At 61.4% G+C, this 16379-nt stretch carries 15 protein-coding genes; 8 read left to right on the forward strand and 7 right to left on the reverse strand.

Annotated features, from left to right (window positions below; translation table 11 throughout):
• The first annotated feature begins 6 nt into the window (after positions 1 to 6).
• The 3 genes from BFP90_RS20635 (at position 7) to BFP90_RS20645 (ending at position 3796) form a co-directional block, all read left to right on the forward strand.
• Positions 7 to 885: an endonuclease/exonuclease/phosphatase family protein gene (locus BFP90_RS20635; RefSeq protein ID WP_065895288.1), complete on the forward strand. Its 879-nt coding sequence runs from the start codon at positions 7 to 9 to the stop codon at positions 883 to 885.
• Positions 882 to 2930 (forward strand): GGDEF domain-containing protein, encoded by a 2049-nt coding sequence (locus BFP90_RS20640; RefSeq protein ID WP_065897860.1) that lies wholly within the window; start codon positions 882 to 884, stop codon positions 2928 to 2930. The genes BFP90_RS20635 and BFP90_RS20640 overlap by 4 nt, the downstream gene beginning before the upstream one ends.
• An 89-nt stretch (positions 2931 to 3019) precedes the next feature.
• On the forward strand, positions 3020 to 3796 hold the full coding sequence (locus BFP90_RS20645) for an N-acetylmuramoyl-L-alanine amidase (protein WP_065897861.1): 777 nt from the start codon (positions 3020 to 3022) through the stop codon (positions 3794 to 3796).
• 8 nt (positions 3797 to 3804) lie between these two features.
• Here BFP90_RS20645 and BFP90_RS20650 read toward each other — a convergent pair whose 3' ends face one another.
• Positions 3805 to 5592 carry an ATP-binding protein gene (locus tag BFP90_RS20650; protein ID WP_065895291.1) on the reverse strand — a complete coding sequence of 596 codons (1788 nt, stop codon included), beginning with the start codon at positions 5590 to 5592 and terminating at the stop codon, positions 3805 to 3807.
• Between the two features lie 10 nt (positions 5593 to 5602).
• On the reverse strand, positions 5603 to 6949 hold the full coding sequence (gene algB, locus BFP90_RS20655) for a sigma-54-dependent response regulator transcription factor AlgB (protein WP_057725682.1): 1347 nt from the start codon (positions 6947 to 6949) through the stop codon (positions 5603 to 5605).
• Positions 6950 to 7353: 404 nt separating this feature from the next.
• Between algB and BFP90_RS20660 the strand changes: the two genes are divergently transcribed.
• From BFP90_RS20660 to BFP90_RS20680, 5 genes are all read left to right on the forward strand, one after another.
• On the forward strand, positions 7354 to 7638 hold the full coding sequence (locus BFP90_RS20660; protein ID WP_065895292.1) for a hypothetical protein: 285 nt from the start codon (positions 7354 to 7356) through the stop codon (positions 7636 to 7638).
• A gap of 78 nt (positions 7639 to 7716) precedes the next feature.
• Positions 7717 to 7881 (forward strand): DUF1328 domain-containing protein, encoded by a 165-nt coding sequence (locus tag BFP90_RS20665; protein ID WP_003187386.1) that lies wholly within the window; start codon positions 7717 to 7719, stop codon positions 7879 to 7881.
• Between the two features lie 2 nt (positions 7882 to 7883).
• Positions 7884 to 8351, forward strand: coding sequence for an inhibitor of vertebrate lysozyme family protein (locus BFP90_RS20670; RefSeq protein ID WP_065886785.1), 468 nt, complete (start codon positions 7884 to 7886; stop codon positions 8349 to 8351).
• A 715-nt stretch (positions 8352 to 9066) separates the two neighbouring features.
• On the forward strand, positions 9067 to 10398 hold the full coding sequence (gltP, locus tag BFP90_RS20675) for a glutamate/aspartate:proton symporter GltP (RefSeq protein WP_065886786.1): 1332 nt from the start codon (positions 9067 to 9069) through the stop codon (positions 10396 to 10398).
• A 97-nt stretch (positions 10399 to 10495) separates the two neighbouring features.
• Positions 10496 to 11725 (forward strand): nucleoside recognition domain-containing protein, encoded by a 1230-nt coding sequence (locus BFP90_RS20680; protein ID WP_065895293.1) that lies wholly within the window; start codon positions 10496 to 10498, stop codon positions 11723 to 11725.
• Positions 11726 to 11765: 40 nt separating this feature from the next.
• Here BFP90_RS20680 and BFP90_RS20685 read toward each other — a convergent pair whose 3' ends face one another.
• Genes BFP90_RS20685 through BFP90_RS20705 form a run of 5 tightly spaced genes read right to left on the reverse strand, consistent with a single transcriptional unit; the run spans position 11766 to position 16348 of the window.
• The gene (locus BFP90_RS20685) at positions 11766 to 12377 is read right to left on the reverse strand and encodes an ABC-type transport auxiliary lipoprotein family protein (RefSeq protein ID WP_065897862.1); all 612 of its coding nucleotides are present in this window, start codon (positions 12375 to 12377) and stop codon (positions 11766 to 11768) included.
• On the reverse strand, positions 12374 to 13312 hold the full coding sequence (locus BFP90_RS20690) for an MlaD family protein (RefSeq protein ID WP_065886788.1): 939 nt from the start codon (positions 13310 to 13312) through the stop codon (positions 12374 to 12376). The genes BFP90_RS20685 and BFP90_RS20690 overlap by 4 nt, the downstream gene beginning before the upstream one ends.
• A gap of 1 nt (position 13313) precedes the next feature.
• On the reverse strand, positions 13314 to 14117 hold the full coding sequence (locus BFP90_RS20695; RefSeq protein WP_065895295.1) for an ABC transporter ATP-binding protein: 804 nt from the start codon (positions 14115 to 14117) through the stop codon (positions 13314 to 13316).
• Complete coding sequence (locus BFP90_RS20700; protein ID WP_065897863.1) at positions 14114 to 15262, reverse strand: ABC transporter permease; 1149 nt, start codon at positions 15260 to 15262, stop codon at positions 14114 to 14116. The genes BFP90_RS20695 and BFP90_RS20700 overlap by 4 nt, the downstream gene beginning before the upstream one ends.
• A gap of 54 nt (positions 15263 to 15316) precedes the next feature.
• Entirely contained in the window at positions 15317 to 16348 is a 1032-nt protein-coding gene (locus BFP90_RS20705) for a DUF5924 family protein (protein WP_065897864.1), read from the reverse strand.
• Positions 16349 to 16379 lie beyond the last annotated feature (31 nt).

Consider the following 16379-nt stretch of genomic DNA (forward strand, 5'->3'; position numbering starts at 1 on the left):
CTCGCCATGCGTCGTTGGGGTACCGAGCGTGTCGTCGGCCTGCATGATCCGCAGGTCAACGAACATCACCTGGAGTCCACAGGCCTGCCGGCGGACAGCCGCTTGCGCCTGCTCAGTTTCAATATTCAGGTGGGTAACAGTACCGAGAAATATCGGCACTACCTCACGCGTGGCTGGCAGCACTTGCTGCCCCACAAGGGGCGTACCGGCAACCTGCAGAAAATCGGCGACCTGCTCAGCGACTTCGACCTGGTCGCCCTGCAGGAAGCCGACGGCGGCAGCCTGCGCTCCGGCTACATCAATCAGGTGGAGCACCTTGCCCAGCTCGGTGCCTTCCCCTACTGGTACCAGCAACTCAATCGCAACCTCGGGCGCCTGGCGCAGCACAGCAATGGTGTGCTCAGTCGCCTGAAGCCGACAGTCATCGAGGATCACCCGTTGCCAGGCCCCAAGGGGCGTGGTGCGATCCTGGTGCGCTTCGGCGAAGGCCCGGAAGCCTTGGTAGTGGTGATGATGCACCTGGCCCTCGGCGGGCGTACGCGCAACCTTCAGTTGGCCTACGTGCGCGACTTGATTGGCAACTACAAGCACCAGGTGTTGATGGGGGACATGAACACCCACGCCAACGACCTGCTGCAGAATTCCCCGCTGCGTGACCTCGGCCTACTGGCGCCGCAAGTCGAAGCCACGTTTCCCAGTTGGCGCCCGCAGCGCTGTCTGGACCATATCCTGCTCAGCCCGAGCCTCACACTGGAAAGTGTGCAGGTGCTGGCGCACCCCATTTCCGATCACCTGCCGGTCGCGGTGGAAATTCGTCTGCCGGGCTTTCTGACGGCTGATGCGTTCCCCGCGTTGAGTCCTGGCCCCGGCGGACCTGTTGCATGAGCGACGACGCCCAGCGCTGGAAAGAAAAGTACCTTAAAGGCGTTGAGCAGCAAGACAAGCTCGAACGCCGCTGGGCCGCCCGCCTCGATCTGTTACGTCGAGGGCTGGTGCGCAGCACGCTGGCGGCGGAAGGGACTGACCGCGCTGTCGATCAATGCATGAAGGAAATGCGCGATGTCGTGCGCACTGACGACATGGACGCTGCCCTGGCCGCCCTGCTGCCGCGTCTGGAAAAGGCCGTGCTGGATTCCGAGCAGCGCCGCGAAACCCGGGTTGACCAAATCAGTACCGCCCTCACCGCCCTGGTCGCGCAGTTGCAGAAACTGCCGCTGCCCCGTGAGGTGGCGCGCCCGCTGAAAACCTTCGCCAAGCAGCTTGACGGTCGAGTCGGGCAGGCACGGGAAATACCGCTGCTGCTCAGCGAGTTGAGCAGCCTGCAGGAACAGGCGCTGAATAACCTGGAGCCGGATGGCGAAACGCCGCGCTCCGGGCCCGGGTTATTGCAGCGCCTGTTTGGTGCCAAGGAGCACTCGAGCGAAGCGCCCGAGCCCGAGACACCCCCTGCGCCGCTCTCCGTCGCGCCCTCGCCTGCAGCGCCTGAAGCCCCGGAGCCCGCGCAGTCCGAGGAACTGACCCAGGCATTGCGAGCTTTCGCGCCGTTGCCGCCGACAACGGACGTCTCTGCGCCTGAGCCTGCGGCCGCCGTCAAAGAGGCACCGGCCAGCGTAAAGTCCGAGCTCCAAGTGCCTGCTCAAACGTCGCTCGCGCCCATGCCCGACGAAGCCTTCGATCGTGAGGCGCCTGACACCCCAGCCGAAGACGCCGCTGCCGAAAGCGCACTCGCGGCTTTTATCGAAGCGCCCCAAGACCCCGTCGATACGCCAGAGGAAACGCTGATCGGCAGCCTTTCACTCCCGCCCGTATTGGATACCGCAGAGCCTGACTCCCACGCCCTGCAGTCGGATGGTCTCTACGCCCTGCCCGATTCGCCCGAGCCTTCCTATAGCTCGGTTGCCAAGCATATTGAAGACACCTTACTCGGCCTGCTGGAAGACCTGGCCCTGCCCGAGGGCCACCGACCACAGGCCGAAGCCATGCGCGAACGTCTGGCCCATGGCTTGAACTGGTACGAGCTGCTGCCGATCCTCGATGACCTGGCGGTGCTGATGCTGGCGGTTACCGACAGCGGCCAGCATGAGTTCGAGGCTTACCTTAAGCAGCTCAACGAGCGTCTTGAGGCATTCCAGGGTCACCTGCAGGTCGCCAGCGAAGGGCACGCCGACAGCCGCTCCGCCGCGCGGGAGCTGGACACGCAAATTCGCGAACAGGTAGACGGCCTGCAAAGCAGCGTGCAGGACGCCGCCGATCTGGACAGCCTCAAGCAGGTGCTGGAGAGCCACCTCGAGGGCTTGCTCGGCACCATGGACGAGCACCGACAACAGCGCGACCAGCGCGAGCAGGAAGTGGCCGCGCGGCTCCAGGGCCTGGCTGAACGGGTGGCGAACATGGAGCAGGAAGCCCAGGGCTATCGTGAGCATTTGGAGATACAGCGCCAGAAGGCGCTGATCGATCCGCTCACCGGCCTGCCCAACCGCGCGGCCTGGAGTGAGCGCCTGGATCATGAGGTCAATGCCTGGCACCAGCGTGGCAACAGCCTGTCACTGGCCATGCTGGACCTCGACCACTTCAAGCGCATCAACGACGGCTACGGCCACCTGGCCGGCGATAAAGTCCTGAAGATCATCGCCAATGTGCTGCGCAAACGCCTGCGTCCGACTGATTTCATTGCGCGCTTCGGTGGCGAAGAATTTGTGTTGTTGATGCCCGATTCAGCCCTGGCGGACGCCTTGGCTGTCGGTGACATGCTGCGAGTGGCCATCGAGGCTTGCCCGTTCCACTTCAAGGGCGAGCCGGTGACCATCACGGTATCCATGGGGGTGGCGCAGTTCCAGCCGGGCGAGCGCAGTGATCTGGTACTCAAGCGTGCCGATGAAGCGCTTTACAGGGCCAAGGCGGCGGGGCGTAATCGGGTGCAGGCGGCGTAAAAAATGTTCTGAATATGTAATTTGACCGCTTGCCCGCCAGCGGTACGTTACACTGTTGCATTATCGTCCTTTGTGTAATGCCTTCTCCTATGAAATCTTTCTTCATCGCCGTTGCCGTTGTTCTGCTTGCCGGCTGCTCCAGCGGCCCGCGCCTCAATACCAGCCATCCTTCCGTGAATCACGACAACCGCGTGCAGTTCGTGGTGGTGCATTACACCTCTGCCAACCTCGAGCGCTCCCTGGCGCTGCTGACCCACGGCCAGGTCAGCAGCCATTACCTGATCGGCGATGACGCCTCAGGCACAATTTACAAGCTGGTTGATGAAAGCCAGCGTGCCTGGCATGCGGGGGAAAGCGAGTGGATGGGGCGTACCTGGCTCAACTCCAGCTCCATCGGCATCGAGATCGTCAACCCCGGCTATAGCGATACTCCGACCGGCCGGGTCTGGTACCCGTACTCCGAGGCGCAGGTGAAGTCGCTGGTGGTGCTGCTCAAGGACATCAGCAAGCGTAACGGTATCAACCCCAGGAACATCATCGGGCATAGCGATATCGCGCCGCTGCGCAAATTGGACCCGGGCCCGTTGTTCCCATGGAAGCGCCTGGCCGATGAGGGCCTGGGGGTCTGGCCGAATGCCCAGGCAGTGGCGCAATTGCAGCAGCAGTACGCCGCGCAGTTGCCGAGCATCACCTGGTTCCAGGAAGAACTGGCGCGTCTGGGCTACCCGACGCCGCAAACCGGTGAGCTGGACGTGGCCACGCGTCACGTGATCGCCGCATTCCAGATGCGTTTCCGCCCATCGTTGTTCGACGGAACGCCGGATGCACAAAGCGCGGCAATCCTGCGCGCCTTGAACCAACGCTGAATGGGTGCTTACAGAGGCAAGGCCATATAGAACTGTGTGCCCTGCCCCGGCCGTGAATACACGCCCATGCGGCCGCCGTGCAATTGCACGATCTCCTTGCACAGCGCCAGCCCCAGGCCGGCGCCGCCTTTCTTGCGCCCTACCTGCACGAAAGGCTCGAAAATGCGCCCTTGCTGGCCGTAGGCAATGCCTTCACCGTTGTCCTCGACGCTGATAATTACCCGTTCGCCATGACGTCGCGCCTGCAAGCGAATCTGCCCATCCTCCGCAGTATGCCGCAGGGCATTGCCCAGCAAGTTGTCGAGCACGCGTTCCAGTTGCGCCTGGTCGGCGTACAGGCGTGGCAGGCCTGACTGGGCTTCCACCAGCAGTTCGACGCGTTGCGCGTTCGCCGGTTCGGCGAACCGGGCCCGGGCATGTTCCAGCAGATCGGTGACGTCGCACGGCCCCAGCGTGAGTTTCTGCAGGCCGTTCTGGTAGCGCGAGAAATTGAGCAAATCGTTGATCAGTTGCATCAACCGCTGCATTTCTTCGTTGACCGTATCCAGCAGGTCGGCTTCGCGCGACTCAGCCGGGAACTTGGCTCGCTCGCGGAAAAGTCCGAAGGCCATGTGCATGCCGGTCACCGGTGTGCGCAATTCATGGGAGGCGCGCAACACGAACTCGCTGCGCACCCGCTCAAAGGCACGTTGCTCGGTGACGTCATGCAGCACCATCACGGCGCCCAGAATATGCCCCTCGGTGTGGCTCACCGGGGTCAGGCTGTACGTCAGCAGGCGCAGCTCACCTTCGACTTCCACTTCCAGATCTTCCGGCGCCCGCTCCAGGTTGCCGCCGCGCAGCACCAGATGCAGTTGTTCATCCATTTCCGGGCGGCCCAGCGCTTCGCCCAGGCCCTGGCCGAGGCGCTCCTCGTCCCAACCCAGCTGGCGTTGCGCGACGGGGTTGAGGTGTTCAAGGCGGCCTTGGCGGTCGATCATCAGCAGGCCATCGTCGATGCTGTCGAGCACCGCCTGCAAGCGCTGCTGACCGGCGAGCAACTCATCGACATTGGTGGCCTGGTGTTGGCGCAAGGCCTCGGCCATGATGCCGAAGCGACGGGTCAGCAGGTTCATTTCCGCCGCCGTCGATATCGGTAATGTCACTTCGAAATCGCCTTGCCCGATTTTATCGGCAGCCTTGGCCAGCGCTTCGATGGGTGCACCGAATCGCCGGGCAATGCCATGGGCGGTCACGAAGCCGATGATCAACACCGCAAGGCCCACTAGCCCCAGCAAGCTGGCGACGAGCAGCGCACGTTCACGGGATTTATGCTCGCTGGTGCTGATATTTTCCAGCGCCAGCTTGTGGTGGACGATCAGCCCGTTGCGCAGGGTATTGAAGGCTTCAGTGAGCTTTTGCCTGCTGCTCGGCAGAGACGGGTTCTGTTGAGACTCGTCAAAAGCCTGCAGCAGGTTCTGATAGTCCTCGCGTGCCTGCTCGAAACCGTGGGTGTGACCGTCACTCTGTTCATGGGCTATGCCCTGGTCCAACAGGTCAAAGTAGCGCTGTTTGGAGGCTTGCAGGGCAGCCGGATCAGGCCGCTTTTCGAGCATCATGATCAGTTGATCGCCCAGGCTCTGGCGCAACTTCACGCCCAGGTCGAGGGTGACGAAATTGCTGCGAATCAACGACTCCTGGGTCTTGGCCATCTGCATCACGCTGACCAGGCCCAGGATCAGCCCCAGCAGGGCCACGGTGATCAGCGCCGAGATGCTCAGGAATAACCGGGTGCGCAGTTTCATCGCGAGCTTCATGAGGTACAGCTCATAAGTTGTACTGTTTGCGTTTGCGATACAGGGTCGACGCATCGATGCCGAGGGTGCGGGCGGCTTGATCCAGCGTATCGCTGGTGGCAAGTACCGCGCCGATATGGGCTTTTTCCAATTCGTCCAGGCTCAGTGCCGCACCGATGCGTGGGGCGTTGTTGGTCGGTTGCTCGGCCATGCCGAGGTGGCTGATCTCGACCTTCTCCTGAGGGCAGATGATGCTGGCGCGCTCCACCACGTTGCGCAGCTCGCGGATGTTGCCGGGCCAGCGATAGTTGAGCAGCGCTTCGCGCGCCTGATCGCTGAAGCCGCGCGCCGGGCGGGCATATTCCTTGACGAAACGCGCCAGGAAGCGGTCGGCCAGGGTGAGGATGTCTTCGCTGCGCTCGCGCAGCGGCGGCAGGTGCAACGTGATGACATTGAGGCGGTACAGCAAGTCTTCACGGAAGCGGCCGTCGCGCACCATGTCTTCCAGGTTCAGGTTGGTGGCGGCGAGAATGCGCACGTCTGCGCGGCGGGTAACCGGGTCGCCCACTCGCTCGTATTCCTTGTCCTGAATGAATCGCAGCAACTTGGGTTGCAGAGTCAGCGGAAAGTCGCCGATCTCGTCGAGAAACAGCGTGCCGCCGTCGGCCTGGTTGACGCGGCCCAATGTGCTCTCGCTGGCGCCGGTAAATGCGCCGCGGCTGTGGCCGAACAGTTCGCTCTCCATCAGTTCTGCGGTCAACGATGGGCAGTTGATGGTCACGCAGGATTTTTTCGAGCGTTTGCTCCAGCCGTGAATGGCCCGCGCCAACTCGCCTTTACCGGTGCCTGACTCGCCGAGGATCAAGATATTGGCATCGGTGCCGGCGACCTGCCGTGCGGTTTCCAGTACCACCATCATGGCCGGGCTATGGGAGTCGAGGCCGTCCTTGGGCTGGCGCACCGCGCCTTCCAGGGCTTCCAGGCGTGCCGAGAGCTGGCGTACTTCAAGCTGCTTGGCGGTGGCCAGGCGCAGTTGGTCCGGGCTGCAGGGCTTGACCAGGTAGTCGGCGGCGCCGGCCTGGATCGCATCGACTGCAGTGTCCACCGCCGAATGGGCGGTAACGATCACGACACGCATCCATGGCGCTTGAATACGCATATGCGCCAATACATCCAGGCCGTTGTCCTCGCCCAGGCGCAAGTCGAGAAAGCACAGGTCGAACACTTGGCGTTGCATCAAGGCATCGGCTTGGGCTGCGCTGTTGGCGGTGGCGACGGTGTAGCCTTCATCTTCCAGGCAATAGCGGAAGGTCCGGAGGATCGCGGACTCGTCATCCACTAAAAGAATGCGGCCTTGAAGTTCCTTGGCTGATTCCATCTGTCCCGCGCTCCTTAACTGTGAATGTTGGTGTTTAGTCCCGGAATAATCGGGCAAGTTGCATGGTTTATTCTGATCGATAAAAGGAAGCATCGCGTAGCTATCTGCACATCTTCCTACACGCCCTAGTAAAAGGCCCGATCTAGTGGCGTTTTCATAGCTTCTCGCCCCTTCGGCAATCGCCCATTCGCTTTCGATCCCTCGACCCGACCACTGACCATCGTGCATTTCGCACGGCCCCTGACAGTGCATCGTGCAGGATGCTGTGCTGTGTGCCGATAGATAATTCTTAAGTGTCTGATTTTATTGAGTTTTATTTTATAAAAAAGCTGGCATGAGCTCTGCAATAGTTGTTACTGCATAGAGCGTCATGACCGAATAATCAGAATGCGGGAGAAAGCAGTATGACTCGCCAAAGCCTCAGCCAATTGCGTGTATCGCCGCTTCATGTGCAGCAAGGTCTGTTCGCCAGCCTGGCGTTGATGGTCACGCTGATTGCCGGCCAGCAGATGCAGCATTGGCAGCAGAGTCAGCAGCAGGCCCCGCAGTTCGAACGTCCCGTCATGACCCAGACCCATTTCCGTTCCGTTGGCAGCACGACTGCTGATGCAACAGCCCCGCAACTGCGACTGGCAGACCAGGAGTCCACCCTGAGCGAACTGCCGGTTCAAGAACGCTGGGTGTTCTAAGCAACACATCGTCGCTCGCGTCGAGCGACTGCATGGCATCACCGCTGTTACCCCTATGAAAGCTTAAGGAGAATCACCATGTTGAGTTGGGCAATCACATTTCTGATCATCGCCATTGTGGCTGCAGTCCTGGGCTTCGGTGGTATCGCCGGCACCGCTACGGGTATCGCCAAGATTCTCTTCGTGGTCTTCCTGGTGATGTTTATCGCGTCGTTCTTCTTTGGTCGCAAAGGCCGAGGCTGAATATGACCACTGTGCCTTTTAAAGCCATAGCCGCCGCCCTGCTGTTGGGCGGCAGCAGCCTGGTGATGGCCGCCAATGACGGCCAATCCCGGGCCAATGAATTGCTCAGCACGGATGCGCAATACCGTGAAACCTGGCAAGGCGTGGTCAAGAAAGAGCAGCGCCTGCCCGAATGGGTGATGAACCTGTCGGGCGCGGCGGAGCAGATGAACGCTGTCGAAGAAGACGGTGAGAAGTACTTGGTAGGGCCGCTGTGTGAAACGGCAGATACCTGCCGGAACAAGCGCCTGATCGTCGCCTTCAGCTTCGATAAGGAAGATGCCTACGCCATGTTGGTGGAAGTCCCGGCCGGTTTGCCGGCGGACAAATCGCCGACGCGGCATGCCGATTACCGGTTTATCGGTAAACCGGATGAAGGTATGCAGAAGCTGCTCATGGAGCAGCTGAAGAAAGATCCGAATTGGTACTAGGTTCCGTCTTACGGAGCCGGCGTCCATAGAAAGAAGCCAGTTCGCTTCTTTCTGTTTGCATCGCATACCAAATGCGATGCATGACCAGGGGGCCGGGTTGCTCTGATCGATCAGGATCGGCGTGACCTACGGGTACAGGGAGTGCCTGCGCAAGGGCCGGGTCAGGTGAAAAGCTGCGACGCAAGTTCACAAGTCCTCAAGCTTGCTGAACTTGCGGCGGGCTTATGACTCTCAAAGCCCGGGCATCATGCCGGCCATAGCTGGCATTCCTCGTTTTGCCTCTCGCCAATCATTACGTAGTGTGTCGGCGCGACCATCCATCGATAAATTTTTCCGAGCGCAATAGGCTGTTTCTTACGCCATGCCGCGGATATTCCAAGCATTTCTACCCAACACCCCGAGTCCTCAGCTACCTCTGCGCAAGCCGGAATTGGCAGCTTCACGGCCGGTTCACCCGCTTCAATGGCGTATCCGAACTGACCGTTCAGACAATTATTTTCAAAAAAAACCATGCCGATTCGGCATAGGGTAGGCGTTTACGGCATTAGACGTCGCCGCCTTGCATGGGAATAGTTGCGCCTTTTTTCGCCTGCCAGTAAGCCATTTCGGCCACGCTGCGGTGACCTTCCATGGAGGCAGATGCTCACACTTTTTCGCTTTCGAGCGGTCCAGCTGGCGCATTTGCCTTAAGTTCACTTGAAGTAAGGGTAATGACATGAAGAAGGCAAAGCTAAGCCTCGCCTGGCAGATCCTCATCGGTTTGGTGCTGGGGATCGCAATCGGTGCAGTGCTCAACCATTTCAGTGCTGAAAAGGCCTGGTGGATCAGCAACGTGCTGCAGCCGGCAGGCGATATCTTTATCCGCCTGATCAAGATGATCGTTATCCCAATCGTGATTTCGTCGCTGATCGTCGGTATTGCCGGTGTGGGTGATGCGAAAAAGCTGGGTCGCATCGGCGTCAAGACCATCCTTTACTTTGAAGTCGTCACCACCATCGCCATCGTGGTCGGCCTGTTGCTGGCCAACCTGTTCCATCCGGGCGCGGGCATCGACATGAGTACCCTGGGTACTGTCGATATCTCCAAGTACCAGGCCACCGCCGCCGAAGTGCAGCATGAGCATGCGTTCATCGAGACCATTCTCAACCTGATCCCGTCGAACATCTTCGCAGCCGTCGCCCGTGGCGAGATGCTGCCGATCATCTTCTTCTCCGTGCTGTTCGGCCTGGGCTTGTCGAGCCTCAAGCCGGAACTGCGCGAGCCGCTGGTGACCATGTTCCAGGGCGTGTCCGAGAGCATGTTCAAAGTCACTCACATGATCATGAAGTACGCCCCTATCGGTGTATTTGCACTGATCGCGGTGACGGTCGCCAACTTCGGCTTCGCCTCGCTGCTGCCATTGGCCAAGCTGGTGATCCTGGTTTACGTCGCGATTCTGTTCTTCGCGTTTGCGGTGCTGGGCCTGATCGCCCGCCTGTTTGGTTTCTCGATCCTAAAACTGATGCGCATCTTCAAGGACGAGTTGGTGCTTGCCTACTCCACCGCCAGTTCCGAAACCGTACTGCCGCGTGTGATCGAGAAGATGGAAGCCTACGGCGCGCCCAAGGCGATCTGCAGCTTCGTGGTGCCGACGGGTTACTCGTTCAATCTCGATGGTTCGACCCTGTATCAAAGCATCGCCGCGATCTTCATTGCGCAGCTGTACGGCATCGACCTGTCGATCGGCCAACAACTGATGCTGGTGCTGACCCTGATGGTCACCTCCAAAGGCATCGCCGGCGTGCCGGGTGTGTCCTTCGTGGTGTTGCTGGCTACCCTGGGCAGCGTGGGCATCCCACTGGAAGGCCTGGCGTTTATCGCGGGTGTCGACCGTGTGATGGACATGGCGCGTACCGCGCTGAACGTGATCGGCAACGCCTTGGCCGTTCTGGTTATCTCGCGCTGGGAAGGCATGTACGACGATGCCAAGGGCGAGCGCTACTGGAATTCGCTGCCGCACTGGCGCAGCAAAGAGGTGCTGCCGGCCGGCGAGATCACTCGCGGTTGATCGCTCGAATGCTCTGACACAAACCCCGGATAATTCCGGGGTTTGTCGTTTCTGTCAGCCCCGTTATCATTCGCCCATCTTTCGGGGGATTCAACTGATGCTCAATGGCCTGTGGCTTGGCTTCTTTGTGGTGGCAATGGTGTCAGCACTGGCGCAATGGCTGGTGGGCGGTAACGCCGGAATTTTTGCGGCGATGGTGGAAAGCATTTTCGCCATGGCCAAATTGTCGGTGGAGGTCATGGTGCTCTTGTTCGGCACCCTGACGTTGTGGCTGGGTTTTCTGCGTATCGCCGAAAAAGCCGGGATCGTCGACTGGCTGGCCAGGGCCCTGGGCCCGCTGTTTCGTCGCCTGATGCCGGAGGTGCCCGCCGGCCACCCTGCCATCGGCTTGATCACCCTCAATTTCGCCGCCAACGGCCTGGGCCTGGACAACGCCGCCACGCCCATCGGCCTCAAGGCCATGAAGGCGCTGCAGGAACTCAACCCCATCCCCAATACGGCAAGCAACGCACAGATCCTGTTCCTGGTGCTCAATGCGTCCTCGCTGACGCTGTTGCCGGTGACCATCTTCATGTACCGGGCCCAGCAAGGCGCTGCCGACCCGACGCTGGTGTTCCTGCCGATCCTGCTGGCCACCAGCGCGTCGACGCTGGTCGGCCTGCTGTCGGTAGCGGTGATGCAGCGCCTGCGCCTGTGGGATCCGGTCGTGCTCGCCTACCTGATTCCCGGCGCGTTGGTGCTGGGAGGCTTCATGGCGTTGCTGGCGACCCTGTCCGCCACAGCGCTTGCCGGGTTGTCTTCGATCCTGGGCAACCTCACGCTGTTTGGCTTGATCATGCTGTTCCTGGTGATCGGCGCCTTGCGCAAGGTCAAGGTGTATGAGGCCTTTGTCGAAGGTGCCAAGGAAGGTTTTGACGTCGCCAAGAATCTGCTGCCCTATCTGGTAGCGATGCTCTGTGCGGTGGGCGTGTTGCGTGCCTCCGGCGCGTTGGACTTCGGCCTGGAAGGGATTCGCCACCTGGTGGCCTGGACCGGCATGGACACGCGGTTTGTCGACGCACTGCCCACTGCGATGGTCAAGCCCTTCTCCGGCAGCGCGGCGCGGGCGATGCTGATCGAGACGATGCAGACCCAGGGGGTGGACAGCTTCCCGGCGTTGGTGGCGGCGACGATCCAGGGCAGTACCGAGACCACGTTTTATGTGTTGGCGGTGTACTTCGGGTCAGTGGGCATCCAGCGGGCGCGGCATGCGGTGGGGTGTGCGTTGTTGGCGGAGTTTGCCGGTGTGGTGGCGGCTATTGCGGTGTGCTACTGGTTCTTTGGTTAAGGCTCAGGTAGCTATCGGGGGCTTGCCCCCGATAAGGCCTTCAGTGTTTCGCAGCAGTATTGCCTTGCGCCACAACCCAATCCACTACCTGCCTATTCAGTTGATCCCCGGCTTGCCCAAAAGCAGCCACCACCGAAGGCACCTTGGTATCCCCCACCTGCTGCCTCACCTCAAACCGCCGGCTGGCAATAATCCGCTGATCACTGCCGCGCACCAGCCGCGCATCCAGGCGAATCACCACCTCCACTGCCGTGCCGTGGTATTCGCTCTGAAACGCCTGTAACTGGCCTCCCAGCTCATAGTCCGCCTGCAGGTTGGTCTCATCGGTACTCAACAGCGTCACCCGCCCATCACGCTGGAAGCCATCCAGCAGGCGATTGCGCAACAGCACCGGCGCCGGGTCGCTCCAGCGCGAGTGGGCATAGCTGCTGATCAGATCGCCATTGGGCACCACCGCGATGCGTGGGCTGTCGAGAAATTCGCTGGTCTGTGGCTTGGTCACGCGCAGTGACCAGCTCACCGGCGTACCTTGGCTGACGGGCTGGGTCGACGCCAGGCGGTAGACGTCGGACGGGTCCGGCTTGGGCAGGATCGAGCACGCGCTCATCAATGCAAAAACCACGGGAGCGATGATTCGGTAAGCACGCTTCATGGCGTGAACTCCTTGTTCTTGTCACTGCCCAGCAGGTAACCGCTGGGGTTGGCTTCCAGGCGGCGGGAGATGGCGCGCAGCGAACCGAGGGTTTCGCGCAGTTCGCGCACGGCCGGCGCCAGTTCATTGAGGCCCTGCAGGCCGCTGTTCACCGAGTCCTTGTTGTTGGCCAGCAAGGTGTTGAGGGTGGCGGTGCTTTGCTCAAGGGACTTCATTGCCTGCTCCGCGCTGCCAAAGGCTTGCTTGCCTTGGTCGTTGAGCAAACCGTTGGCGTTGCGCATCAATACGGTGGTCTGTTCCAGCGCGCCGCCGGCCTGCTTGCTCACTTGCATCAATTGCTGCATCACCACTTTGATGTCGCCGCGCTGTTCTGCAATGGCGCCGGTGGTTTGCTGCAGATTGTCCAGGGTGGTGCTCAAGCGTTCGACATTTTCCCGGGAGAACAGCTGGTTGGCGTTATGCAGCAGTAGGTTGACGCTGGTCATCAGGTCGTTGCTGTTATTGAGCAGGCGGGCGATGGGCGACGGCGACGCGATGATTTCCGGCAGGTTGCCGTCCTTGCCCTTGAGTTCCGGGCTCTGCGGGGTGCCGCCGCTGAGTTGGATGATCGACGTGCCGGTGATGCCGGTCAGTGCCAGTTTGGCCTGGGTGTCTTCCTTGATCGGCGTTTGCCCGGCGAGGCGGATGCGCGCCAGCACGCGGCGCGGGTCCTTGGGGTCCAGGCGCAGGCTGGTGACATCGCCCACCTTGATCCCGCTGTACTGCACCGAGCTGCCCTGGGACAGGCCGCTGACCGCTTCGTTGAACACCACCTCATAGTCCTGGAAGGCGCTGTCGACGCTGGATTTGGCCAGCCACAGGCCGAACAGCATCGCGCCGACCACCACTATTACGCTGAACAGTCCGATCATCACATGATGGGCTCGGGTTTCCATGTCATACCTCGTTGAGCGATTGAGCGGCATCCAATGCCGCGCGGCCTCGGGGGCCGTGGAAATAGTCGTGGATCCAGGCGTCATCGGTTTCCGAGACGACATCGATGGCGTCCGCCACCAGGACTTTCTTCTGCGCCAGCACCGCCACGCGGTCGGTGATGGTGTACAGCGTGTCGAGGTCGTGGGTGACCAGGAACACACTCAAGCCCAGCGCGTCGCGCAGGGTCAGGATCAGTTGGTCGAATTGCGCCGCGCCAATCGGGTCGAGGCCGGCGGTGGGTTCGTCGAGAAACAGGATGTCCGGGTCCAGGGCCAGCGCGCGCGCCAGGGCGGCGCGCTTGATCATGCCGCCGGACAGCGACGCCGGGTACTTGTCGGCCGCCGACAACGGCAGCCCGGCCAGGGCCAGCTTGACCGCCGCCAGATGCTCGGCATCGGCGCGGCTGAGCCCGGCATGCTCGATCAACGGCAAGGCGACGTTCTCGGTGACGGTCAGCGAGGAAAACAAGGCGCCCTTCTGGAACAGCACGCCGAAGCGCCGTTCCACCAGTGAACGTTCATGCTCGGACAAATTCGGCAGGTCCTTGCCCAATACCCGCACTTGCCCTTCGCTGGGCCGCCGCAGGCCGACGATGCTGCGCAGCAACACCGACTTGCCGCTGCCGGAGCCGCCGACCACCGCCAGGATCTCGCCCTTGTACAAATCCAGGTCGAGATTCTCGTGCACGCTCTGGCTGCCAAAGCGATTGCACAGGCCGCGAACTTCAATCACCGCCTCAGTGGGCGCTCGATGCAGACGACTCACCAGCCCATCTCCATGAAAAACATTGCCGCGACCGCGTCCAGCACGATCACCACGAAAATCGACTGCACCACGCTGGAGGTGGTGTGCGCGCCGACCGACTCGGCACTGCCGCTGACCTTGAAGCCTTCCAGGCAACCGATCGCGGCGATCAGGAACGCGAAGATCGGCGCTTTCACCATGCCCACCAGAAAATGCTGCACGCCGATGTCCGATTGCAGCAGCGACAGAAACATCGCCGGCGAAATATCCAGGGCCACCGCACACACCACGCCGCCGCCGACAATCCCCGAGAGCATCGCCAGGAATGTCAGCATCGGCAGCGCCACCAGCAATGCCAGGACCCGCGGCAGCACCAGCAGCTCCATCGGGTCCAGGCCCAGGGTGCGGATCGCGTCGATTTCTTCGTTGGCCTTCATCGAGCCGATTTGTGCGGTAAAGGCGCTGGCCGTGCGACCGGCGATCAGGATGGCGGTGAGCAACACGCCAAATTCGCGCAGGAATGAAAACGCCACCAGGTCCACGGTGAAGATCGTCGCGCCGAAGCTCTTGAGCACGGTGGCGCCGAGGAAGGCCACCACGGCGCCGACCAGAAAGGTCAGCAGCGCAACGATCGGCGCGGCATCCAGGCCGGTCTGTTCGATATGCGCGACCACCGGCGTCAGGCGCCAGCGCTTGGGCCGCAGGATGCCGCGCACGAAGGTTTCGAGGATCAGGCCGATGAAGCCCAACAGTTTCATCCCGTCTTGCCAGACGGTGTCCACGGCGCGGCCGATGCGCGCCAGCAGTTGCACACCGGCGCCCTCTTCCGGCTCCTTGAGCGGTACGCAAAAATCATTGAGCGAGCGGTAGACCGTCTTGAGCAGTGCCCGGTCGGCGGCGGACAGGCTGCAATCGCTCTGCTCGGCGGAGCGTTCGATACGTTCGGGGCCCAGCAACTCCACCAGCAGCGAAGCGCCGGCAGTATCCAGGGCGCCGAGGCCGTTAAGGTCGATGTGCGCGCCGGCGTCGTATTGGCCGTCGAGTGTGTTCGACAGCTTCTTCAGCTTTGCGTAATGGGCAAGCGTCCAGTCACCGGTAATGCGCAGCAACGGCGGTGTGCGGGACGTATCGAGTTGGGCCGCGCCGGCCGTCGTGGGAGTGGTCATAAGCTCCGAGCGTATTTGGCTGTCCACAATTGCTACGTAATAGCACGATCGGGCCTATGGCGGGTTGTCCGTTTGTGCTGAGTCGGTGACGTTAAAGCGCAGCACGCCAATCACTTGCCCGTCTTCGGTGAGCACCCGCACCTGCCAGCGGCCTACCGCATCCGGCGGGAAGTTCTGCTTGTGCGTCCAGGCGCGGTAGCCCTCCTTGCGGCCGCCATGGATATCCAGGGCAATGCGGTCGACTTCCTTGCCGTTGAATTTCCACACATGGTAGATCCGCTCATCGAGGCCGCGCGGCGCGTTGATTGCGGTGTAGGCGTACAGTCCGCCGCTGCGCAGCTGGGCGGCGCTGACTTGCTTGAGGTCGTCGCCCGGTGTGCGGTCTTGCAGCTGGGTGCTGATGGCCACTTCAGTCATCCACAGGGTGGCAGGTGGCACCCAGCTACGCAGCAACCAGCCGGCGCTGCCAATAGCGGCTGTCACCCCCAGCAGCATTGCCCAGCCTTTGACGCTGCGCAGCGGCAGGCTGGCGGCCAGGCTCGGAATCGACAGGGCCATGGCGACGCCCAGTGCCAGTTTGTAACTTTCGGCGGTCGTCAGGTGCAGGATGATCGGCAGCGCGGTCAGCAGTGCGGCGAACAATGTCAGCGTATGCAAGGCGAGGAACAGCGAGCGCTTGGGCGCCAGCCACTTGTAATACAGCGGGTCGATGATCGAGACCAGCGCCGCCGCGCCGAGCAGGCCGGTGAACGCAGATTGGCCGCTGTTCCAGGCCGTGGTGACGAAAAAGAACGGCAACACGAAAAACAGACTTTCCTGGTGGATCATCTGGGTCGCATAGCGCAGCAGCGGTTCCGGTATCTCGCGGTTGAACATCTTGGTGAACAGCTGGGTGAAGCTGTTTTCCAGCATCAGCCACAACCAGCTCACCAGCAGGATCACGGCGATCCAACTGGCCATGCCTTGCTGGCGGTCCACCAGGATGAAGCTGCCCACACCCGAGATGAAGCCGCCGAGTGCGATCACCCCAGGGTAGCGCTTGATCAGTTCTATAACGCGCTGGATAAGGGGCGGCAGGTTTGGCATGGGCGATTCACAATAAGGGTTAGAAAAATCC

The sequence above is a fragment of the Pseudomonas sp. 24 E 13 genome, assembly GCF_900004715.1.
GTDB classification, from domain to species: Bacteria; Pseudomonadota; Gammaproteobacteria; order Pseudomonadales; family Pseudomonadaceae; genus Aquipseudomonas; species Aquipseudomonas orientalis_A.